The organism is Geosporobacter ferrireducens (assembly GCF_001750685.1).
Taxonomy (GTDB): Bacteria; Bacillota; Clostridia; order Peptostreptococcales; family Thermotaleaceae; genus Geosporobacter; species Geosporobacter ferrireducens.
This window is the reverse complement of sequence record NZ_CP017269.1, coordinates 5,000,327-5,023,462: the sequence shown is the minus strand read 5'-3', so window position 1 is coordinate 5,023,462 and position 23,136 is coordinate 5,000,327. Positions and strand designations below refer to the sequence as shown.

At 36.4% G+C, this 23,136-nt stretch carries 18 protein-coding genes; 7 read left to right on the top strand and 11 right to left on the bottom strand.

The genetic code is table 11. From position 1 onward, the window contains the following. Positions 1–230: 230 nt before the first annotated feature. Entirely contained in the window at positions 231–374 is a 144-nt protein-coding gene (locus Gferi_RS28560) for a hypothetical protein (RefSeq protein ID WP_169833029.1), read from the bottom strand. 362 nt (positions 375–736) lie between these two features. On the opposite strand from Gferi_RS28560, the gene Gferi_RS23485 reads away from it, so the two are divergent. The 6 genes from Gferi_RS23485 to Gferi_RS23460 are packed head-to-tail and all read left to right on the top strand — an operon-like array spanning position 737 to position 9,038. Then, positions 737–952, top strand: coding sequence for a helix-turn-helix domain-containing protein (locus tag Gferi_RS23485; RefSeq protein ID WP_069980558.1), 216 nt, complete (start codon positions 737–739; stop codon positions 950–952). A gap of 27 nt (positions 953–979) precedes the next feature. Next, complete coding sequence (locus Gferi_RS23480; RefSeq protein ID WP_069980557.1) at positions 980–2,218, top strand: ABC-three component system protein; 1,239 nt, start codon at positions 980–982, stop codon at positions 2,216–2,218. Continuing rightward, positions 2,202–2,435, top strand: coding sequence for an ABC-three component system middle component 7 (locus Gferi_RS23475; protein WP_069980556.1), 234 nt, complete (start codon positions 2,202–2,204; stop codon positions 2,433–2,435). Before Gferi_RS23480 ends, Gferi_RS23475 begins: the two co-directional genes overlap by 17 nt. Beyond that, positions 2,419–4,056: a DUF2326 domain-containing protein gene (locus tag Gferi_RS23470; RefSeq protein WP_069980555.1), complete on the top strand. Its 1,638-nt coding sequence runs from the start codon at positions 2,419–2,421 to the stop codon at positions 4,054–4,056. The genes Gferi_RS23475 and Gferi_RS23470 overlap by 17 nt, the downstream gene beginning before the upstream one ends. Positions 4,057–4,076: 20 nt before the next feature. Beyond that, entirely contained in the window at positions 4,077–6,530 is a 2,454-nt protein-coding gene (locus Gferi_RS23465; protein WP_069980554.1) for a site-specific DNA-methyltransferase, read from the top strand. Continuing rightward, positions 6,531–9,038 carry a DEAD/DEAH box helicase gene (locus tag Gferi_RS23460; protein ID WP_069980553.1) on the top strand — a complete coding sequence of 836 codons (2,508 nt, stop codon included), beginning with the start codon at positions 6,531–6,533 and terminating at the stop codon, positions 9,036–9,038. 406 nt (positions 9,039–9,444) lie between these two features. Here the strand turns inward: Gferi_RS23460 and rlmD are convergent, their stop codons facing one another. From rlmD to Gferi_RS23410, 10 genes are all read right to left on the bottom strand, one after another. After that, a complete protein-coding gene (gene rlmD, locus Gferi_RS23455; RefSeq protein WP_069980552.1) occupies positions 9,445–10,821 on the bottom strand; it encodes a 23S rRNA (uracil(1939)-C(5))-methyltransferase RlmD in 1,377 nt (458 codons plus the stop codon). A gap of 60 nt (positions 10,822–10,881) precedes the next feature. Continuing rightward, entirely contained in the window at positions 10,882–12,246 is a 1,365-nt protein-coding gene (locus tag Gferi_RS23450; protein ID WP_069980551.1) for an RsmF rRNA methyltransferase first C-terminal domain-containing protein, read from the bottom strand. A gap of 121 nt (positions 12,247–12,367) precedes the next feature. Continuing rightward, the gene (locus Gferi_RS23445) at positions 12,368–13,021 is read right to left on the bottom strand and encodes an HAD family hydrolase (protein WP_069980550.1); all 654 of its coding nucleotides are present in this window, start codon (positions 13,019–13,021) and stop codon (positions 12,368–12,370) included. A 148-nt stretch (positions 13,022–13,169) separates the two neighbouring features. Continuing rightward, positions 13,170–13,595 (bottom strand): thioesterase family protein, encoded by a 426-nt coding sequence (locus Gferi_RS23440; RefSeq protein WP_083273737.1) that lies wholly within the window; start codon positions 13,593–13,595, stop codon positions 13,170–13,172. A 1,205-nt stretch (positions 13,596–14,800) separates the two neighbouring features. Continuing rightward, the gene (locus Gferi_RS23435; protein WP_069980549.1) at positions 14,801–15,337 is read right to left on the bottom strand and encodes a GNAT family N-acetyltransferase; all 537 of its coding nucleotides are present in this window, start codon (positions 15,335–15,337) and stop codon (positions 14,801–14,803) included. 48 nt (positions 15,338–15,385) lie between these two features. Further along, on the bottom strand, positions 15,386–15,904 hold the full coding sequence (locus tag Gferi_RS23430) for a methyl-accepting chemotaxis protein (protein ID WP_069980548.1): 519 nt from the start codon (positions 15,902–15,904) through the stop codon (positions 15,386–15,388). A gap of 510 nt (positions 15,905–16,414) precedes the next feature. Beyond that, positions 16,415–16,612, bottom strand: a complete 198-nt coding sequence (locus tag Gferi_RS23425; protein WP_069980547.1) for a putative motility protein — start codon at positions 16,610–16,612, stop codon at positions 16,415–16,417. A 447-nt stretch (positions 16,613–17,059) separates the two neighbouring features. Next, positions 17,060–18,427, bottom strand: coding sequence for a M20/M25/M40 family metallo-hydrolase (locus Gferi_RS29135; RefSeq protein WP_069980546.1), 1,368 nt, complete (start codon positions 18,425–18,427; stop codon positions 17,060–17,062). Positions 18,428–19,007: 580 nt separating this feature from the next. Continuing rightward, positions 19,008–20,993 carry a methyl-accepting chemotaxis protein gene (locus Gferi_RS23415; RefSeq protein WP_069980545.1) on the bottom strand — a complete coding sequence of 662 codons (1,986 nt, stop codon included), beginning with the start codon at positions 20,991–20,993 and terminating at the stop codon, positions 19,008–19,010. A 242-nt stretch (positions 20,994–21,235) separates the two neighbouring features. Continuing rightward, positions 21,236–22,372 (bottom strand): copper amine oxidase N-terminal domain-containing protein, encoded by a 1,137-nt coding sequence (locus Gferi_RS23410; protein WP_069980544.1) that lies wholly within the window; start codon positions 22,370–22,372, stop codon positions 21,236–21,238. A 293-nt stretch (positions 22,373–22,665) separates the two neighbouring features. Here Gferi_RS23410 and Gferi_RS23405 point away from each other — a divergent pair, with 293 nt between their 5' ends. Next, positions 22,666–22,977, top strand: coding sequence for a hypothetical protein (locus Gferi_RS23405; protein WP_069980543.1), 312 nt, complete (start codon positions 22,666–22,668; stop codon positions 22,975–22,977). Positions 22,978–23,136: the final 159 nt, after the last annotated feature.

Below are 23,136 nucleotides of genomic sequence, written 5' to 3'. Positions count from 1 at the left end.
CAGACTCCGCTTGTCCTAAATAAGGGCACACGAAATTACGGTGGGTGCATCTTCATTCCAAACACAGTCTTTATCACTGTGTTCTGAACTCTTATGCATCCCGCCGTCCGTATGCGCACTAGGACTTTGAGATTTATTTTGGTTGAGCGATAAATGCTCTTTACTGATTACTACCTTTGAGGAAGATAGGCAGGCTGATTATTCAAATCTGTCTCTGCCTATCACTGAAACTATTTCTTTTTGCTTAGTCTCGTTTGACTTAAAGCACTGCCAGCAACTGATTTAGAATTTTTGCTGTAACGTCCATCGTTGAGAATTTTACTTGCCTTTGAAGCAACTTTCTTGGATGTTTGGCGTGTATTACGTTTTGCCATTTCTTTTCCCTCCTTCCTTTTCCTCGATATACCTTTGATGAAAATCGGGCATATGATATTTTTCATAGTTGGTAAGCTATCAGACTTTTCCATTTACAGATGTCTTTCCTAGAAATCAGCTTGTCTTACCATCTATTTAAATTTTAATAGCTAGAGTTCCTAAAATCCTCAGCTGAGACTCCTCTGACACTCCGCTGAGACTCCTCAAATATTTACCTAATCCTCAAAACAAGATAAAACTAAGTATTTATAAAGTTCTAGTAAGCGTTTTTAGATATATGATTGTAATTCGCTTAGTAAATTGCTATAATAGTAAAGACACGTCTTGGTTACCATCCAATTGTGCTTGGAGGCGATTTAAAATGGCTTTTAGTTATAACAAATTATGGAAGCTCTTAATTGATAAAAAAATGATGAAAAAAGATTTAATGGCGAAAACAAATTTAACGTCGACTACGTTAGCAAAAATGAGCAAAGATTTGCCAGTAAGTATGGATGTGCTAGGAAGAATATGTAAAGCTCTTAATGTCAACATTGGCGACATTGTCGATTACGTGGACGATGATACTTCCAACTAATTAAATCTATTGAGAGGAGACGCATGTATGAAAAAGCTATGCTTTGGTACTTTGGCAACAATTTTAAAAAATTGCAAAACAAAGAGCATTACACAAAAGTGGTTGTGCGGTACCTTGCTGCTTTCTGTTGCGTCTACTTATGATGTTCGTAGCGATGATGGAACTACTTCTGACTTAGTAAAGGGCAAGAAAAATCTTTCACGTATTGTAACTGATGCTGCTTTATCAGCCGACCCTCAGGATGTTTCAGAGTTCTTTAAGCAGAATATCCTTCAAATGTTGGACAGCAACAAAAGGAGCTTAATCGTTCTTGCCTTGAAAGACATCATTGCATCAGATAATGCAATTGAACCTGACACAATCATTGAAAAAGTTAACGGTATGACAAAAGAAACCATATCGAGTCGTGATGCATTTGTCTTGGAAGATTTTCTCGCTGGAATATTTCTTTACACTGTGCAAAATGTTGAAAACAGGAATTGTGAAGATAGCGTAAAGGAAGTTACTGATGAGTACATACAGTCCTTTAATGATGAAAAAGACAAGATAAGTTTCATTTCAACATATAGTAATTTCTCTTATGAAACCGCAAACGAAATTTCAATTAACACTCGCGCTTTAGTTCTCTTAACTGAAACTGGGGGCAAATGTCAAAAATGCAGTAGAGTTTTAGGCATAAAAAAAGAAGGCAACGATGTTAATTATGCTAAGATCGTCCGCCTTTCTGAAACTGATGAAGTTGTTCTTTGTGTTGACTGTGAACGGGAAATACAAAATGCCTCTCTGGAAGAAAAAATAGCTCTAATATCTGAAAAGCATGATTTAGAAACTCTTGTAGTCGCGAGAGAAGCGACATCAAGATATACAATAGAAAAGCAAATTGAACAGGTGCTCCGTGAAGTCGATTTGATGGATGTTACAGATGGCACACAACTAAAAATACAGCCTGTGAAAGTTGAGAAAAAAATCGTTGAGAAACGTTTGAAAGAAAGGGTGCTTTTTGATGTTCGGCGGTTGTATCAAGGAGTTAACGATGCACTAGATCGGTTGGCAGGAGAAAACAAGCTAAACGTCGATAAGTTTGCAAAAAACGTCAAACGAATGTACGAAGATGCAAACGAATCACAATTATCCCAAAGTGCTATTTATAATCTACTTGTTGAGACATTATTCGAAAAGACCGGACGAAAATATAGAGAAGCTTGTGAGATCATAATCTCCTACTTCGTACAAAGGTGTGAGGTGTTCGATGAGATTACCAAATAAAGTAACACCCTATGCAAAAAGCATTATTGCTCTTTTCCCTGACATTCTTGAGGAATTGGCACAGCAGGATATGTCACCTAAAGAGCTATTCGAAAAAACCAAGTCAAGAAAATATGACATGGCTGATTTTCTAAGTGCATTAGATTGCTTATTTGCATTAGGAGAAATTGAATTAATTGAGGAAGGGAGGCTACTTCGCTATGTTGAAAGAGATTAAATGCGATAAGTTTGCTCCAGACCATCATACTATTTATTTCAACTCAGGCCTGAATACAGTTCTAGGAAGTACAGGTGGAAGCAATGCAATTGGAAAATCTACATTTCTATGGATTATAGATTATGTATTCGGCGGTGAAAGCTATTGCTCCCTGACTGGAGATATAAAGAAAGAAATAGGCTCTCATACAATTTACTTCAAATTTGAGTTTGATGGTCAACCATACTATTTTTATAGAAGCACTGATGATCCTAAAAATGTTTATCAAAGTGATAAAGAGCATCATTTTATAGCAAAATTGTCCCTTGAAGATTACCGAAGGTTTTTATTTCAGGAATATAAAATAAGCCTTCCAGCTCTTTCGTTTTCAGATATTACAGAGCGTTTTTTCCGTATTTACGGGCGCGAAAACACTCTTGAAAAATATCCATTGTTAGTGAAGCCTCGTGAACAAGATGAAAAGGCTGTAGATTTTCTATTAAAACTTTTTGGGCATTACAAAATTCTTATAGCTATCAAAAGTATGGAAGAAGAACTTGGAATTAAAGCTTCACAACTAAAAAATCGTCAGCGCCAGAAAGTGGACATTGAAAAAATAGAAAGTAATAAAAAGGCAATTGAGTCATTAAAAAAGAGGCTTCAAAAGCTGATGAAAAACAGTGAGGAAGCTCAATTGGCAATGTTTGGTTTTGACACACAAACATTTGAAAGGGTATCAGCAGTTCAAAAAGATTTGAATAGTTTTATTCGCAAGCGCAATCGCCTGCAATCAGAACTCAATGCTATTTTGAGCAATATCCCTGATAGCAAGGCCAATACTGAAAGTGAATTTAATTCCTTAGCTAACTTCTTTCCAAATGCTAATATAAAAGCATTTGCAGAGATAGAGCATTTTCATGTAAGAATTAGAGAAATTTTAGGTGAAGAAATGGATCAGGAAATAAACCGACTGCAACCACTAATCCAAGAGTACGATAAGGAAATAAATCGTCTAAATAAGAAAATTGAAGAGTCCGGCATAGCAAAGGAAATGTCTGAGAGAGTGCTTTCCCAGTGCGTTAATGTATCTAAGAGCATTGATAGACTCGAAGAAGAAACATCAGAGTTGGTTCATCAAAAAGAGCTACAAGATGCTCGAGCTGAAGCAGAACAAAAATTAGAAAAGCTACTGTTGCAACAATCTGAAAAAATAGGTGAGATTCAAGACGATATTAATTCTAGGATGGAATTAATTAATAGGGTAGTAACTGAAAAGCAAGAAACTGCTCCTCTTTTATATATCTCTCCTCAAAAAGATATTATTTTTGAGACTCCTGGCAACACAAGTGAAGGAACTGCCTTCAAAAGTCTAGTTGTTTATGATTTGAGTATTCTTGAATTACGTCCAGTTCCTGCTATCATCCACGACTCAAACATTCTCAAACGTATTGAAGATGTTCACTTGGAACATATATTGGAACGTTATCAGTCTACCAAACGCCAAGTTTTTATTGCTTTTGATAAAGCTGATTCTACAACCGAGAATGCACATAGAATTTTAGAAGAAACTGCAATATTACGTTTATCTGACGGAAATGAACTTTTTGGTCGTTCGTGGAGTAAGTACGAATCGAACGATTAAATATAGGAGGATTTTAAAAAATGGCTGCAATTGATGATTTATTGCGTCAAATTCCGGACACTTCCTTGCGTAACCGCTTGGAACAGGAATTTACACGTATTTCAAAAAATAAAAAATTTGGACTTGTATTTGAGGACCATATCCCAGAATGTACTCCTCTTTACGACGTTCCTATCAAACGCGGTTCGACAGTTGCGTTAAAAACTGGTCACATTAATGATGTATATACAGTAATAAAATTAGAGGGTAATTCTGCAATTTGCCGTAACAAAACAACAGGAGATATATTGAACTCCCCGCTTATGGAGTTAGTTTCAGTTGCTCAGTTTGGAGAACCGATATTTCCTACTCTTCAGCCAATTGATTCTGTAGAAAATGCTCCTGATAATGATTCATGGCATTCAATCATTGAAGCAGATAATTACCATGCCCTTCAGTTACTGGAATATCTCTACCCTAAGAAGGTCGATTGTATTTATATTGATCCACCATACAACACAGGTGCACGGGATTGGAAATACAATAATGATTACGTAGATTCTAGTGATAACTGGCGCCATAGCAAATGGCTTTCAATGATGCAAAAAAGATTAAAAATCGCTAGAAGAATATTAAACCCTGATACAGGTATATTGATTGTTACTATCGATGAACACGAAGTTCATCATCTTCGCACTTTACTTGAGGAGCTTTTCCCTGAAGCTCATATTCAAATGGTAACCGACGTAATTAATTATAAGGGCGTATCACAAGGACATTTCGCTCGAGTTGAAGAGTATATCATTTATGTTTTTATGCCACTGGCGAATATTTCAAGTTGGTTCGATAGAATGCTTGGAGAAAACGATGCTTTTTCAAAAAAGGTAACATGGGCATCTTTGCTTAGACGAGGCAGTGATTCATATAGGCAAGATTCACCTAATTTATACTATCCAATATTAATTGATGAAGAAAATAACCGGGTTGTCAAGGCTGGGGATGTTTTACCATTAGGAGAACATCCTGATTACGATGCTACTATAGATGGATATAAAGCCGCATGGCCCGTTCGAACTGATTTATCGGAAGGCCGATGGTCAATGAGCAATGACACTTTAAATAAGATGATAGAGCTTGGATATGTTTCTGTTGGGAAATTCGATGCTAAGCGAAAAACATGGCCTATTAAATATTTGTTTAAAAAACAACGCGAACAGATCGAACGTGGAGAGATAATCATAACTGGACGCAACAATGTTACTGGAGCCGTTGAGGTGGAATATGCTGGTGAGACAAATCAACTCGTTCGGACCGTTTGGTACCGAAATTCTCATAATGCGGGAACATATGGAACTGACATGATTACAAGTATACTCAATAAGCCTAATACATTTTCTTTCCCTAAATCACTTTATGCGGTCCATGATGCGCTTGGTGTGGTAATTAAAGATAACCCTAATGCTCTCATTGTTGATTTCTTTGCTGGAAGTGGTACGACTCTCCACGCTGTTAATCTTTTGAATGCTGAAGACAGCGGTCACAGGCGATGCATACTAGTTACCAACAATGAAGTTTCAGTTGATGAGGCTCGAAATTTACAAAGAAGCGGCTATCAGCCAGGTGATCCTGATTGGGAAAAACAAGGAATTTGCCGAGCAGTAACTTGGCCGAGGACAAAATATAGCATCCTTGGCAAGCGTGACGATGGTACGATTTTGACAGGTGATTACATTACAACCCTGACTGAAACAAAGGAAGTTGAACGTTCATTCTATCAACTTAGCTTTGCTGAAGACTTTGAAGTTCTAACGAAAACTACCAAAAAGCAGCTTGTTTCTTTGCTTCGCAGCAAAGAAGGAAAAACACAACTACCACAAACGTTGGTAAAATCGGATAGTAAATTCATTGTTTCTGATAAACATACAGCATCGATTCTTTTTGATGCAAATGCTGTTGATGAATGGTTGGATGCTCTGGAAGGCCAAGACCATATCATAGACTTTTACATTATTGAAAAAGAAGCAGCAGTATTCAAGAGCATTAAATCGAAGGTTTCAGACTTGCTCGGCCTCATAAATATAACATCACAAATTAAGCGTCCAATGAACGAAGGCTTTCCTGCCAATGCAGAATACTTCAAACTAGATTTCCTAGATAAAAATAGTGTTTCATTAGGACAACAGTTTAGCGAAATATTGCCGTTATTATGGCTTAAGTCTGGTGCAATTGGAAAAAGACCTGAAATAAATAATAATGAAGTGCCAGACATGCTAATTTTACCTCAAAATGGTTTTGCTATCCTGGTTGATGAGACAAAATTTGCTGAGTTTACCGAAAAGCTCTCTGAAGAGAATAACATCCAAGTGGTGTACTTCGTTACTAACTCCGAGGAAGCTTTCCGTGAAATGACAGCTGGAGTAAAAATAAATAACACACACCAACTTTATCGTGATTATATCGATAACTTTGTGTTGGGAAGCAGGAGGGATTCATAAATGAGAGATATATTATTTCCTTTTCAGGAAACGGCCCTTACAGAGCTACACGACAAAATCAATAAAGCACACTTAATGTGGAGTGAACGTGACCCACAGATTATATCCTTTTCCGCTCCCACAGGTTCAGGAAAAACCATTATTATGACAACACTCTTTGAAGATTTATTATATGGTAGTGCCGACAGCATTGGAGATCCAGATTCCGTTTTTATTTGGCTCTCAGATTCACCCGAACTCAATGAACAAACTAGACTGAAGATCGAAAGTAAGTCGGACAAAATCCGTGTTCGAGATCTGGTAACTATTGATTCAACCTTTAATGCTGAATATTTTGAAGGTGGCTGCATTTACTTTTTAAATACTCAGAAACTTGGTTCTGATAAACTGCTTACAGGAACTTCAGATATACGACAATATTCAATATGGGAAACACTTACTAATACTGCGAAGCGTAGTCCTAAAAAGTTTTATGTAGTTATTGATGAGGCTCATAGAGGCACCTATACATCTGTTCAAGCTGAAAACAAGGCACAATCTATAATGCAAAAATTTATTAAAGGCAGTAAAGAAGACGGACTTTGCATTATGCCTTTAGTAATCGGTGTAACAGCAACACCACAGAGGTTTGATAATTTGATTGCTGGAACAACATCAACGGTCCAGAAAGTCATCGTCCCACCCGAGCAAGTGCGCGAATCCGGTCTCTTGAAAGATAGAATTATCATACACTATCCTGATATTCAATTAAGTGCCGATATGACAATGTTCAAAGGAGCAGTAGAAAATTGGCGAAAGAAATGTGTTCATTGGAAATCCTATTGTGAGAGTGAAGACGAGAAAATGGTAAATCCTATTCTTGTTATTCAGGTTGAGGATGGCAATGAGCGTGAAGCAACTCATACAGACTTAGGAACTTGTATTGATTTATTAGAAGAGTCTATAGGACGAAAATTACAACCTGGCGAGGTTGTTCATACATTTAATGACCGCGGTACACTTAAAGTGCGCGACATTGAAATACAACAAATAGAAGCATCTAGAATAAATGACGAAGAAAACGTAATGGTTGTATTCTTTAAAATGAACCTCTCTACAGGATGGGACTGTCCACGTGCCGAAACAATGATGTCATTCAGGAGTGCACAGGATTATACTTACATTGCTCAATTATTAGGGAGAGTTATTCGTACTCCTTTAGCTAGAAGGATATCTTCCGATGCTGAACTTAACAGCGTCAGCTTATTCCTTCCATACTTTGATGAAAAAACGGTTGAAAATGTTGTCAAGGCTCTACGTGATAGTGAAGCTATTATGCCAACTGAAACTGGGACCAACAAAGAACTTGTAACATTAGGGAGAAACTTGGCTTATACAGACGTATTTGATGCGATGGATAATCTTATCACTTACAGGATAGATTCAACTCGTAAGCAAGCACCTTTAAAATTATTGATACAGATTTCTCGTGCTCTAACTATGGATGGTATCGATTTAGAATCTCAGAAGACTGTAAAAAACGCAGTGTTATTAAAAATGCAGGAAGAAATCACAAAGCTCAAAGAAAGTGGTCTTTTTGAAAACCGAGTAGCTGCAATCACTGGCTTTTCGCTTGGAACGCTGACATTTGACTATGGTGACAACGCCTATTCTTTTGATGAGTCCTCACAGACTATGACAGTGTCAGATTTTGATATTTCCCGTCATTTTGAACAGTCCGGAAAGATTTTAGGTGAAGGGTTGCACAAAGAATACTGGATTAAGAATAGTAGTAGAGATCATATTGATGTAAAAGTTGAAATCATAGTTCTTACTAACGATACAGATGCAATGGAAAGAATAAATGATTTGGCTGAGAAAGAGTTTATCAAACTGTATGAACATAACAAACGCTCTATTGCAAAATTGAATGAAGCTCGTAAAACAAGCTACGAAAGATTAATCAACGCTTCAGTACAACCTATTTCTGTTCCATGGATAATGCCAGATTCAATCGATTTTTATCTGCCAGAAGATAGTGTAAAGTTTGAACAACACCTCTACTGTAATGAAGATGGTACATTCCAAACAACACTAAATAAATGGGAAAGTGGATTGCTTGATGAAGAGCTTAAAAATGGAGCTATCTGCTGGTTGCGTAATCTTGATCGTAAAAAGTGGTCCCTTGAAATTCCATATGAAGTTAACGGTGTCACCACTTCCATGTTCCCAGATTTGGTAGTAGTAAGAGTTGATACAGACGGTTACATTTTTGATATTCTTGAACCACATGACCCTAGTCGTAAAGACAATTACCCTAAAGCAGTTGGTTTAGCAAAGTTTGCAGAAAAACACTGGGATAAATTTGGTAGGATTCAGCTCATTAGGCTAAAAAAAGGTGTTGATGGTCGCGAGCATTTCTATCGACTTGATATGGAAAAAACAACCATTAGAAAGAAGGTTAGGGGTATTACCTCAAATGAAGAGCTTGATAGAATTTTCGATGAGGATGCTGTGAGAGAGGATTAATCTCTTCATATATCATGTCAGCTTCACATCATTGATTTCATAGTAGTTGATAAGTCCCCACGAAAAAAAATAAGGGTTTCCTGGTATTAGCATCATGGTAAAAACAATGACACTAAAGATGCAATGTCAGGAACCCTTTATTTTATTATTATCATTCTTAGGAGAGTTACTTCGAATTCTTTTCACCAACGACACCTATGCTGATTTCGTTAGTCATCTTATCAACTCACCACGTCTTTGCCAGCAATCGTGTCAACTCACCACATCAATATCCATATCATCTTCTTAATCATCTAGCCTGCCTATCTTGGATAAGTTCCCGCAAAACAAATATCCGTGATTATCCTGCCGGCTTGAAACCAGATCTCAAATCACGGAAACCCTTTATTTATAAAGTTTTTTATCCCTAAAACATCGTATTTACCTTCACCCTTGACATCAATACTACCGTCTCAACATGCGATGTATGCGGGAACATATCCATACACTTCACCTTCTCCACACGGTACCCTGCCTGCTGCATATCTTTCAAATTTTCTGCTAAAGTCTTAGGATTACAAGAAACATAAATGATTTCCGCTGCTTTATAATCTAATATCTTTTTTAATGCCTTCGGATGAATCCCGGCCCGTGGCGGATCTAATATAATAATATCCGGTTTTTCCTTTAATTCATCAATCTTTTTCAATACATCTCCTGCAATAAAAACACAATTATCCAATCCGTTTAACCTTGCATTTCGATTTGCTGCAGCCACTGCTTCTTCCACAATCTCAATACCAATAACCTTTTTGGCTTTTTTTGCTGCAATTTGCCCAATAGTACCTGTTCCGCAGTACAAATCAAATACTGTTTTATCTGCTGCTGCTCCCATAAAATCCATTACCAGACTATACAATTTTTCTGCGCCTATAGAATTCGTCTGGAAAAAAGAGAAAGCAGAAATCTGGAAACACAATCCAAGTATTTCTTCAGTAAAATAATCTTGTCCCCAAAGAGTATCGGTTCGATCACTGATAACTACATCAGAAACCCCATCATTAAAGGTATGTAAAAAGCCTACAAGCCTTCCCTCATAATTCTGCTGCTTAAGCAGTTCCACTAGCTCTGTCATATCTACCTGCTGCTGTGTAGACGTTACCAGGTTGACCAATATCTCTTTTGTCTTCTTCGCCTTTCGGACTACCAGATGTCGCAGATAGCCTATATGTGTCTTATTATTATAAAGAGGTATTTTTTTCTCACGAAAATAATGAAGAATCGTGCGCAAAATCAGATTAAAATCCTCATCAGCAATGCGGCACCGATCAACAGTCACTACATCATGAAACTTCCCTTTTTTGTGCATTCCCAGTGTGATCTCTCCACCCTTTTCCTCATCCCCAAAAGAATATTCCATCTTGTTTCGATAAGCAAATGTCTCTGGACTTCCCTCGATGCCTAAGAATTGATAATCCCTGATCCCTGCATCCTCTAGAAGCCTATACACCAAATTTGCTTTCATTTCTAACTGCGCTTCGTAGGGCAATGTTTGATGAGCACATCCTCCACAGCTTCCAAAATGCTCACAGAAAGATTCTACCTCCTGTGGCGATCTTTCTAATACCTCTATCAATTTTCCTTCCGCATAATCATCCTTCACCTTACTGATATTTACGCGAACCAATTGGCCGGGTACTGTATTTTTTACGAATAGCTTTTTCCCATCAATTCGTGCAATTCCTTTGGATGGAAATTCTAAATCTTCAATTTTCGCCTCAACAATATCTCTTTTCTTTACCATAGCTCCATCCCTCCTCATGATTTTTCTTCTTAATCTAATCTTATCGTAAGCTGCTTTTTTCTACCACCGAAGACCTTTCGGGTAATGGTTCTTCAAAACAGATTGTACCAGTTTACCCCATCCAATCGAATAACCCTCCACACATATGAGATTCCAGCCATCTATTCCGCTTGTTTCTATAGTCTCACCCTTTAGATATGAAAGGATTTCTTCTGATACTGCTGAAAAAGATATGACATTCTGTGCTTCAAAGCTTTTCAAACTCAAGGCTAGGGCATGAGAGGGCTCAAACCTGCTTTTTTTCAATGTTCCCAAATGCCAACCGGGCCGAAGGACTCTTAACTGTTCTAAAGAAACCTCTATTTCCGGCAAGCAGTAGAGATTTTCACCAAATTGGATAAAATCTCCCTGCGGTACCTCCTTTAAGTAGTTTTTTCCGAAATCAAAATAATCCTTCATACTATTTTTATCCAAAGGTTTTAATTTTGTCTTGACTTTCTTTGGCAAGTCTCCATCCTCTTTTTTTAGTATTGCAAGAAAGTGCCCTTCTCCCCGCAATCGGTGGGGCCATAGCCGTAATGCCTTTTGAAGTGTTCGGGTTCTATGGGTTGTCCATTCAACCCTTCCAGGCTTAAAGCCTTCAAAAATACTGGCTTCTATTAGCGAGAATTCCTTATGCTCACACAAAAATTGCTCTAGTACTCTTTCATTTTCTTCTGGAGAAAAAGTACATGTAGAGTATACAAGCTTACCTTGTGGTTTGAGCATTGCTGCAGCACAATTTAGAATCTCAAGCTGTCTTACAGCACAAAGCGCCACATTTTCCAAACTCCATTCCTGACAAGCTTCGGGATCTTTGCGAAACATCCCTTCTCCAGAGCAAGGAGCATCTACGAGTATCTTGTCAAAGTAACTTAAAAATTTTTGTTTTAATCGTGGCGGTTCTTCATTGGTAACAATACAATTTCGAATCCCCATTCGCTCTACATTTTGAGACAGAATCTTCGCCCGTGCAGGATGGATTTCGTTGGATACCAGAAGTCCTTCTCCCTGCAGCATCGCAGCGATATGCGTTGATTTCCCTCCTGGCGCAGCACACAGGTCCAATACCCGCTCCCCTGGCTGGGGATCGAGCAGTGCTCCTGCTGCCATGGCACTAGGCTCTTGTATGTAGTATAAGCCCGCTTCATGAAAAGGATGTTTTCCAGGTCTGTCTCCTTCCTGATAGTAGAAACCCTCTATACACCAAGAAACTGATTCCAGATGAAAGGGACTAATCTTTAAAAAATCATCCTTATCAATTTTTAAAGTATTTATGCGAAGTCCTTGTACCTTTCCCTCATTATAACTCGCTTCCAGTTCTTCATACTCTTCGCCCATCAACCTTTTCATTTTTGTTATGAAATCTTCCGGTAGTTGTATCATGACATCACCTCGTCTACGAAGCTGCTTCTTATAACTCTATTGTTTCCATAAAGGGTAAAATTGACTATCATTGACCCTTTTTTCTTTATACTTTTTAGACAAAAAATCAAGCCGAGTAATGCTACCCGACCTGCACAATTTCCTCAAAGCTTTCAATATATTGATCTGCCAGGGATCGAATCTCTTCCGCATAGGCTAGTGAAGTTGCATCAGCGATTGCAATGACTCTCATGCCCGCACGCTTTGCAGCCAAAACCCCTGCATAGGTATCTTCGAAAACCAAACAAGCTTCCGGCTTAACTTTTAAATCTTCTGCCACCTTAAGAAAAATATCCGGATGCGGCTTTCCTTTTTCTACCTCACAGGAAGTTCTTATAGAATGAAAAAATGGTAGCAAATTGTGTTTTCCTATGACCGCTTGTGCTAAATCTTTAGCATTGCTTGTACCGATGCCCATCTTAATATTCTTTTGCTGAAGCGATGAAAGGAAGGTCCATGCGCCATTCTTTAGAGGAATTTGATTTGCATAAAAATCCTCCGCCATTTCCATCCACTCTTTTTTTATATCTTCAAGATTTTCAGAGAGTTGAAACCGATCCTTAAAGTACTTAGCTGTTTCTGTAAAGCTCATGCCCTCAATAGTTTTTTGTAAATCCTCTGGCAATGGTATTCCTCTCTTCTCGAGATAATCAATATCAATCTGCTTCCAGATCCACATCGAATCCACTAAGGTTCCATCCAGATCAAAAATGACTGCTTCAATATCTTTAATCATGGTTCATCTCCAATCTAATTTTCCATTCATCTCACTTGAATTATAGATTACCATAATCAACTTATTCTTTCAATCGATTTGATAAATATTTCAATGAGAAAGAATTGTATATCCTCTAAAAAAGTGACTTCTCAAAGAAGTCACTTTTTTAAAAATCCATATTCTTTAATTTTTCTGCCCGTGACATTGTACGTTCCAACAAGGCATTCTTGTTTACAATGATTCTTTCATGGGTTCCCCTTCCTATCATACCGATCTCATCATAGGCGATCATATCAAATACAATTTTGGCACCGTCAAAGTCTTTCACTTCTACTTTTACACTCACAGTAGCACCAATACCGGTGGGCTTTTCATGCACAATTTCCATTTTCCTGCCTACCGTAATCATTCCTTCCGGCAGCCTATGATCTACCGCATTGACAGCGGCTTCGATCATCAATGCTACCAGGGAAGGTGTTGCCAATAGGGTTTCTAACTTTCCGCTTCCGTAATTTAGGGCTGTATCTTCCTCTACAATCTTTTTTTGAATCGTTACCGATGTACCCACATCAATCATAGGAATTTCTATCATACCATCGCCCCCTTTGTTTTTATATTATATATGTACCGTATATTTATTTAAATATTCAAAATTTTTAAAATATGTTATACAAGCAATAGGTAAGCATACAAAAATATAATTATTCAGCGGTTCAGCTAAATTCATATTTTCTAATATTTCTATCGTTTGACCTACGATTGCCTCGGCTTAAAGAATTCTCTCATTAATCTCCATATTTTCATAGTTAAACTCTCTAAACTAAAATAACATCCTATAGGGATGTCATTCATGTTTTTTCTTATAATACGGCTTCTCTTTTGTTATCATTATCAAACCATTCAAAAACATAGTTATCCTGCATAATAACTTCTATCGCCGAATTCATATTCTGTTTCTTCTGCAACACCTGGTTTCAAGGATCCTTAATATCTTTTTGATTATTTCCAAGTCTCTTTTATCCATATACTCAACCCCTTTCCATTATTTTTTTCGACATATAATAAAAAATTCCTACATAAATCGTTCGACAAATAGGTATTTAGTCCCAAAATTATATTCATTTCTGGATACCCGTAACTTCTGTATAGCTGTAAATAGGTGTGCTAGATGCTCATAATAATCATCCAGCACACCTATTTCTGCAAATATAAAAAGAGCGTCTACGACGCTGAGATCATCGAAAAAAGGACCTATTCTTGAAAAATTTCGAGAATCTGGTCCTTTTTTCGATGATCTCAAACAAGGCAGAACCTTGTTTTTTTGCATACATAAAAAATTCAACGCCATATGTTGGTGAGAACAAAAATTTGTGATATTTTTCTGCCTTTATCTACGTCTTCAATAGTCACACAAAAGCTAATTAAGGTACTTAGTAATAGTATCGGTAATCTCTTTCTTTATTCTTTGAGTACTCCTACCCATTTTATTCTTGGATTTCAAATGATGGTGAAAATGACTTGACCTTGTGTTTAGAATGTATGCATAAACTATCGCTATATCTTCTCTATAAAGAACAATACGGTAATTGCTCTTTTTATACTTAGTTGATTCCGAGTATTTTTTGTATTATATTCTTCGACTTAATAATTTTTTCATCTACCTTCTATTGCCAGAGAATCTCTCAGCTATTCTTTATTTAAGATTCCCAACGGATGGGCAATTTCAACCAATTAGATATTCCGGTGACCGTGCGTAATGTAAAAAACTGCCCTCCTTAGTCCTTTCTGGCATGAATATCATCTGCTATCTAGGTTAAACCAATATCTTCTAATACTTCTATTGCTTGCTTTATCTATTATCTCTGATTCGAAAATTCCTCCGTTTGTTTCGATAATCTTCATTGAAGCAAAATTATCAGATTGGCAGGTAATCAATACATGTGAAATATTCATTTGTGCAGCCTTTTCTAAGCCTAATTTCAATATGAGTTTACCATATCCCTTTCCTCGATATGAAGGAGATATATCATAACCAATATGTCCACCTATTTTCCTTAAGAAATCTGAACCTAATTCTTTTCGAACTCTAATGCCACCCAAAATTCTATTATCTTCATCTGCTAACCATAAAGCCGTATATGCTCCCCATTCTTTTGGTAATCCTATACCTTTCTCTCTACGCTGAAGCTTTTCTACATATTTATCGAAATCATCCAGAGCCTCTTTATACATAACAAAATACTCTCTTTCACCATATTTTTCATAATCTAATATCATTTTCTTTAATCCACTGGAATATTTTGTTGAAAGCTCAACTAAAGATAATCTCCCCATAAATAATCCCTTCTTTTCCTTTTTTTATTCAATAGACACAACATTATATTACCATGTCCTTCCAAAATCATAAATAGTATTTCTTATTATGAAACAATTTTCTACTATGAACTTTTTAAAAAAGAATAAACAAACCACCGTAACCTTTTCAACTTTTTTGGCTACAATATCAATTTCATTCAATATCTCTACAAAACTATCACTTGCTCTATTGACGATTTGCACACCCACTTCAACCTCATTATTATTTTGATCCATAGCATTTACCGCATGTTTTACCTGTCCCTGTATATCTGAAATCAGCATTGCAATCTGCTTAGATGATTCAGATGATTGCTCCGCCAGTTTTCTTACCTCATCGGCAACGACTGCAAATCCTTTTCCGGCGTCGCCGGCTCTAGCCACATCCGCAATTGTTGTAGCTACTTCTTCTGAAGCTACAGCTGATTCTTGTGAGGACGCAGAAAGTTGTTGTGATGTTGCTGCAACTTGATCAGCCACCTGAGAAATTTGACCAATAATGTTTCTTAGGTTAGCTATCATTTTATTAAATGAGTCAGCCAACATACTAATTTCATCCTTTCCAATCACCAGTAATTTCTGCTATTTCCCGCTCATTGGAATCATAAACAAAAAAACCGCCGCCAATGGTTAATATGTTTCCCTTAAAGTATCCAATAGAGTTTCCATCGTTATTGTAAACAAATACTTTTGACCGTAGAAAACTTAACGGTTTCTGGATATAAAATACCAAACTCTGATTTTCAGTATCATAGACATTGATACGATTTGGTAAGAGTAATGTTCCCTATTTTAAAACTGCCTTTTTTAACTAAAATCATGAGAAATACTTAAATTTTTCATGATTTGTTCATATTTTATTCATAATCTTGTTTTAAAATATGTTTATGAGGCCCCCCTCTTTTTATATAGAGTTCTCGCGATTTGCGAGGGCTCGTCTTAATTTTTGATATAAATTATCTAACTTGATATATTTCATTCTCCCCCAACCACCTATAAACATCGGCTTGCTTATCAGCTGCATAAAAAAGACACTCTGTGCAGAGTGCCTATCTCCTAAAGTGAGATATCAACATTTCCACCAATATGTGGTGTTACAGAATTCTCCATAATGCTTTTGTTTACATTTACCATATCCTGCATAAGGGTGCCTACCGTAGTACTGTCCATATGCATTGTCTTCTGGAGCATTGCCATGCTCACAGCACGCTGGACACTGTATAAACCTTGTGCGGCATAGCTGCTTATATCCATATAATCATCCCTCCTTGTTCATTCTCTTAATACTATCATTCTTCATATATCTACAAATACCTTCGTAGAATATTTTAAACCATAAAAAATAGTAAATTTATCCTATTCTCTATGTTAATCAGCAAACAAACAGCTTTACGTCAAAAAGTTTTAGTTTCTTGAAAAAGACAAAGTTTGAGGCACTCATTGCTGAATGCCTCACCTTTACATAGCAGTAGATAGATATTTGTGAGATATGCTCCCTGCTTGTTACCTGCTATTTATCATTTTCCGAGAAATTTTTATGTAAAAATTTCTAATTCAATGTAAACTTATTTTCATGGGTACGTATTTCCTGCTTCACCCGAGTATATATTCTTTCATCTGGATTGCTTAAGTCTCTGCTTATCTCATTCCTCTCCAAAATATAGAAATCATCCATTTGTGGATGCTTCTATAAACCCATATTTATTCCATTGGAGTTTCCGGGTTATGATATTTATTGACTTTAGCCTTACGTCCTCTTTCCGCCTTTGGCATAGGCGTTTTGGCCATATCATATATCATTGCTGTTACAAGGCTGCCCATGTTATATAGTTTATCTTTCTCAATCTTATCTAACGAATCCTGGTCTGTATGATAATATGGGTCTGGACCATAATTTAAGAATACTACCGGTACACCATATGATTCAAATGGCGCATGGTCACTAGCACTGGATGTGCCCCGGTTATAGCGGTGTCCAAACTTTTTAATATAAACTTCAGCTAAATCTGCTATAAAGGATTTTGCATTCTCACTTACGGTCATGACACCCATTGTATTTCCGACTCCGACCATATCCATATTCAGCATGGCAACAATATTTCCAAGTTCCTTTTCACTTAATGATTCTACATATTCCCAAGATCCAACCAATCCTACTTCTTCTGCACCAAAGGCTATAAATTTAATATCGTAGGCAAGTTTTTGTTTGGATAATACTCTTGCAATTTCTAGCATGGTGGCTGTTCCAGATGCATTATCATTTGCGGCAGGAACATCAACGCCATCATAGTGCGCACCGATTACAATTGTTTGAGCATCTTTATTTCCTCTATTGGCTTTCAAGGTTGCAATAATATTTTGAGAAAAGCTGTCTTCTAACTCTGTCATAGCTTTTATTGTTGCTTCCAGAACTTCAGAGTTATTCAGCAGCTTTACAAGCTCCTCACCATCTTCTTGGGTTAAGGCTACAACTGGAATATCAGTAGGGCTCCCCAATGTCCCACTAATTATCCCTGTGCTGTTATTAAATATAATCGCTCCGACAGCTCCTGCTGCTGCTGCATTTTGGGTTTTATCATAAAACGTATAAGTGCCCCGTTTTATCAGCGCAATCTTCCCTCTTACATCAATTTTTTCGAAGTCTTCTTGTGATCCCAGATTAGCATAAACAAGCTCAGCGGATACACCTTCTTCCGCTGTAGGAGGTGTAAATGTAAATGATTTAGACTCATACACTGTACCACTGACGCTTACCTCAGTTCCATGACTTAAGAAGGCTAGAATTGGAAACTCCTGCCTTTCAACTTCTAAGCCATAGCTTTTGAACTGCTCTTCAATATAATCTGCAGCCATGTGCTCTCCAGGGAACCCTGTAACTCTAGCATTATCAACACCATTGGGATTGTCTTCATCTGCTCTTACCAGGGCTTTAATATGATCGAAAATTGCATCTTTTGATACTTCATTAAAGAGATCCTTCTGTACCGGTTCTGCAAAAACAAGAGATGATGAAATCAGAATAAAGATTAAAACAAGTGCAAGGCATTTAAACTTTTTGTTTCTCAACATTTTTTCTCCTCCTCATATTTTTTTTGCAAGATAGACTTGCTTAGAAAAATTATAAAGGACAAGAAAAAATTTTTTTGTAACATCATGTTGTTGAATATGTAAAATTTTCCATCCCATTACGACAACTTGTTCAACTGAACGACAAATAACCTGATTGTAAATTTTCTGAGGGTCTTATCTTTGATATTGCAAATATTTGGTTCGCTATCTCTATGTAATTTTTACGTCCGCATTTTCTAGATTTGATTTCTAATAATAAGCTTTTTCCCTTTCTGCATTATTTCTTTACTTCTTCTCCACACCGTGGACAAATATAGCATCATCCTTGTGGAACCATAGGTGTTCCGCACTCTGGGCACTTCATCTTTAGTCACTCCTCTTCTGTTAGCTCATCCCCCGTTTATTGGATCAGGCATTTGATACTTTTCCTTATACCCCGTTTCTATCCTCTGCCTTCAAAATTCTTAATAAACAGTTTTCCATATAATCATTGCAAATTACATGGGAATTGAAATATGTTATAAATTAGAAAATGGCAACGCTGAAATGTCCATTTTATCAAGAAAAGGTCAAGCCTGCATTATTTAGTTTTAAACCGGTTTGTTTGTTCCCTGAGAATCTTTGAAATATTACTCATTTCCTCGATACTTGCACCAATCTCTTCAAATGTGCCGACTTGTTCTTGAATACTTGAAGTAATTTGTTGTGAAGCTGCTGCACTCTGTTGAGTTGAGCTTGAGATTTCATCCATAGCCCTTGCCATGTCACTTGCAATCTCAGATTGCTGTTTGGCTGTTTGTGAAATAATTGAGATTTTTTCCGTTGTCTGTTCAATTAAACGAAGTATACGCTTAAACTCCAAGTCTGTTTCATTTACTTTTTTCACACTTGTAGTAACCATTGACTGCTCTTCGTTCGTAAAACTATAGGCACTTTTAATCTTATTTTCAATTCCTTTAATCAGCGTGGTAATGTCATCGGCTGAATGTTTGCTTTCTTCTGCAAGTTTTCTTACTTCATCCGCCACTACAGCAAATCCTTTACCGCTTTCTCCAGCTCTGGCCGCTTCAATGGCTGCATTTAAGGCTAATAAATTTGTTTGCTCTGATATTCCTGTTATTAGAGAAGCAATTTCACTTATTCTATTAGAAGATTCTTTTAACTCTCCAATCACTGTAGACATATTGTTTGAAGAATGCTGAACACCATCAATCGCTTTTACCACTTCCGCCAACTTCTCGGCACCATGCTTTGCAGCAGTTAGTACTACTTGACTATTTTTTACAGCATCCTCAGCCTCCTGCGATACAATCAGCGCACCACTAGCCATTTCCTGTATACTTGCAGTTGCTTCTTCAACGATACTTGCATTGTTTTGTAATCCATCTGTTATGGTTGTAATCTCTTTTGCTATACTATCGATTCCCTGATTGGCTTGTTCCGTAGCAGCAGCCAGTTCCTCAGAAGATTCTGCAATCGTATTGGCATTGCTTTGTACAAGGGCTACGATTTCTTTTATTTTATTTGTAAATAGGTTAAACCACATTGCCAGAGTGCCCAATTCATCCTTGGTTTCAACAGATAACTGCTTAGTTAGATCTCCTTCTCCTTCAGCAATATCATGGAGCATATGATTTGCTGCATAAATAGGTTTAGTAATAAACCTCGCTATGAAAAAACTAAATATCACTGCGACAATCAATATGACAAGAGATAAAGTTACCGTGATTTTACGTATATTTTCAACCTTCTTATTCGTCATTCCTGAAATATCGTTGTAAGTATCATTGAGCAATGGCTCTAGCCTATGTATCGCTTTTCGATATTCACCTTTTAAACCTTCATCATCTGTCAATCCGATTTCTTTTTCAATAGCTGCAACCTTATTGAATTTTTCACGATATTCCTCTAAAAGCTTGACTTCTTGGGTATGTCCCGAAGATTGCAGAGAGAGTTTAAGGTCTGCTGCAATTTCATCTAATCTTACAATATAGTTTGGATCCCGCCTTAGAAAATAGTCTTTTTCTGCTCTTCGAGCCTGAAGCATTAGAATAAGATGTCCCGGTTGTGAAATGCTCTTTTCTATACCATGAACGGCACTTCTTAGTTCCCCTTCAAGTCCATAATCCTGAAAACCTCTTTCTTTTGTCTTGTCTACAACCTTTAGAAAACTGTCATGATAAACCTTTGCATCATTAAGAATTTGATCCAATTTCTCAACCAATCCTGCATTGTTTGCAACATCCTTATTCGCTTTGATAAGCATTACATTTTTATTGATTATTTCATAGTTTTTTTCAAAACTATCAAGATATGGACTTTTCCCTTCTTTGAAATAATTTAGATTTGAAGTTTCTCTTATCAGAAAGTCCTTCTCATCTTTTCTCATTTTCAGCATCGCTTTATTAACTTCTTCATTGGCCAATAGTAGAGGCACCATATTGTCATTAATGTCTGCGATAGCAAGGTAAGATTGTCCTACTACGAATAAAAATAAGAGTACCAGTGTCATAAATCCGGCAAAAATCTTTGTTCTTATTTTCCAATCTCTAATTTTAAAACTCATTAATAAATTCCTCCTGTCTATACGATTATTAGCAGCGTCTGCAGTATTTAGCTGTGCTAAATATCATTCGACATATTTCGTCAAATTCCTCCATTTTTCACGTATCGTTCTAAATAAGTCAAGGTGTCTCAGCCACATATCTATAAAATAAATTACAAATAAAGAGCCGGGTTTTCCCGGCTCCTGGTGGCGTATGATATTTTTTCTTTGAAAGTTCTATAGCAACTTATAAGATATGTATTCTAATCCCATTTAGGTTGCTTTTCCGGCCCTTTAATAAAATCAACTATCTTTCCCTCTGACGGTGTCTCATATAAAACTGTAATACTGTCTTTCATATCAATAGGAAAAAATCTTCCAACTGCTTCCCTTCGATTGTAACCAATGGGGATTTGATTATCAGCTTGGTAACTTATAATAATCTTTATTTGATAAAGCCTTCCTCTATCACCATATCTTATTATACATTCTTCTGGGAAATCTTTCAGATCATCTACCGTTACAATATCAATAAAGCCTTTATAATCACTCATTGGATATTTTACAAAATCTATAATATAATACTTTTCATCCTGTTTTATATAATTGATTATATGGCCTCCTTGCCCGCTATCTGCTGAAAAGAATACAAAGCCTACCTCATCATAATCATCTTTTAATATATAATTCGCTAAGTTGGAAGTAGCACCACAGTTACCTTCATTTACTTTTATTGTACTTAAAGCTGGTCTATTAAAACTCCAGTTATAAACTTTTCCTTCTATATGTGTATCACCGCTCACGCTTCTATAGCCTGCAGATTCCATATATTGAATGAAATCATATACTGTTGAAATTTTTTCTTGAATTATTTGTGGATCTGCTCCAACAAGTTCATTAATTTCTTCTTTTGATAATTTAGGCATGCCTAATTCAGGCGGCAGGTTAAATCTAAGTATACTGCTATTTTTTGCAGTTGTTATAAAAACTGTTTGGGCACTTGAATCCCATTTTACCTCTCCGCCATAACTCTCCATTACTTTTCTAATAGGAAGGTAGGTTCTGCCATCTTTAATTCTCGCCGCTGTGTCAATTTCGATTTGCGTATAATTTTTTGTTATATAATTCTTCCCTATTGGTATCTCTACTCTAACTCCGTCTTTTTGTGTTATTACTGTCCTGTTTTGATCGTCCCAAACAACAAATATACCACAGCTTTCAAGAACAGCAGACACAGGAACTTGAATACGACCGTTTTCGTCTATATAAGGAAATCCTGTGTTCTGATCAAATTGAACCTGAAATCCATCGATCATTATTTTTATTTCTGAATCTGCGAATCCCAAATTAGGTATTAAGATCAATAAAACTGCAATCAGTAATAAATATCTTTTTTTCATGTTATGCCCTCCTGTAAGTATTAGATAATTTATTTCTACATTCATCAACAAATTCCTCTAACAATTATAGGTTAGGGATTTTCTACATTTTTTCAGAAGATCTTCAACTACTGCACACAGCTTTTCACCTATAGTTCATTTTCCACTTATTGGATCAGACATTTGATATTTTATATATCCCCTATTTCTTTCTCCTGTGCTCAAGATTATATTTAGTGTATATTACTTTTCATTGTTTTCCATATGATTCCATAGTATGATTATCTTAGTAATTTATATAAGGGAGGATCTATATGAATGAATTGTTAAAGACCGTACGCGCCCTTTTAGTAGCATTATCATATTTTCTCAGCGGCTTCAGTGCATATTCCTGGGCATCAGGCTTACGATTCAAGGGCTCTGAACTTTTACCTATACTAATGTCAACAGTTCTTAATTTACTCTGCTTTATTATTTATAAGATGTTACCATTGAATTCTTTAACAACAGTAAGAATCTCCGAAAATAAAATATATAGATTTCTTCCCTTAATAGGATTTTATATAAATTTCGTTTTTATTGGATTATGTATAATAGTTATTGTAGGCTTTAGCATTATTCCTTAGCAAACTGTAAATTTAACGCAATATTCTTAAAATGCAACATAAAAATACCGTATAACTCATTTCTGAATAATACGGTATTTTTACTAATTCTTCAGTTCCTATATCCCCTACGATAAAGTATGGATATTATTTTATTTTTGTTGCTAATTTCCTATTCTT

Coding starts and splice junctions, on each gene's coding strand:
- Gferi_RS28560 (WP_169833029.1), bottom strand. CDS start 374: ATGGCAAAACGTAATACACGCCAAACATCCAAGAAAGTTGCTTCAAAG.
- Gferi_RS23485 (WP_069980558.1), top strand. CDS start 737: ATGGCTTTTAGTTATAACAAATTATGGAAGCTCTTAATTGATAAAAAA.
- Gferi_RS23480 (WP_069980557.1), top strand. CDS start 980: ATGAAAAAGCTATGCTTTGGTACTTTGGCAACAATTTTAAAAAATTGC.
- Gferi_RS23475 (WP_069980556.1), top strand. CDS start 2,202: ATGAGATTACCAAATAAAGTAACACCCTATGCAAAAAGCATTATTGCT.
- Gferi_RS23470 (WP_069980555.1), top strand. CDS start 2,419: ATGTTGAAAGAGATTAAATGCGATAAGTTTGCTCCAGACCATCATACT.
- Gferi_RS23465 (WP_069980554.1), top strand. CDS start 4,077: ATGGCTGCAATTGATGATTTATTGCGTCAAATTCCGGACACTTCCTTG.
- Gferi_RS23460 (WP_069980553.1), top strand. CDS start 6,531: ATGAGAGATATATTATTTCCTTTTCAGGAAACGGCCCTTACAGAGCTA.
- rlmD (WP_069980552.1), bottom strand. CDS start 10,821: ATGGTAAAGAAAAGAGATATTGTTGAGGCGAAAATTGAAGATTTAGAA.
- Gferi_RS23450 (WP_069980551.1), bottom strand. CDS start 12,246: ATGATACAACTACCGGAAGATTTCATAACAAAAATGAAAAGGTTGATG.
- Gferi_RS23445 (WP_069980550.1), bottom strand. CDS start 13,021: ATGATTAAAGATATTGAAGCAGTCATTTTTGATCTGGATGGAACCTTA.
- Gferi_RS23440 (WP_083273737.1), bottom strand. CDS start 13,595: ATGATAGAAATTCCTATGATTGATGTGGGTACATCGGTAACGATTCAA.
- Gferi_RS23435 (WP_069980549.1), bottom strand. CDS start 15,337: ATGGGGAGATTATCTTTAGTTGAGCTTTCAACAAAATATTCCAGTGGA.
- Gferi_RS23430 (WP_069980548.1), bottom strand. CDS start 15,904: ATGTTGGCTGACTCATTTAATAAAATGATAGCTAACCTAAGAAACATT.
- Gferi_RS23425 (WP_069980547.1), bottom strand. CDS start 16,612: ATGGATATAAGCAGCTATGCCGCACAAGGTTTATACAGTGTCCAGCGT.
- Gferi_RS29135 (WP_069980546.1), bottom strand. CDS start 18,427: ATGTTGAGAAACAAAAAGTTTAAATGCCTTGCACTTGTTTTAATCTTT.
- Gferi_RS23415 (WP_069980545.1), bottom strand. CDS start 20,993: ATGAGTTTTAAAATTAGAGATTGGAAAATAAGAACAAAGATTTTTGCC.
- Gferi_RS23410 (WP_069980544.1), bottom strand. CDS start 22,372: ATGAAAAAAAGATATTTATTACTGATTGCAGTTTTATTGATCTTAATA.
- Gferi_RS23405 (WP_069980543.1), top strand. CDS start 22,666: ATGAATGAATTGTTAAAGACCGTACGCGCCCTTTTAGTAGCATTATCA.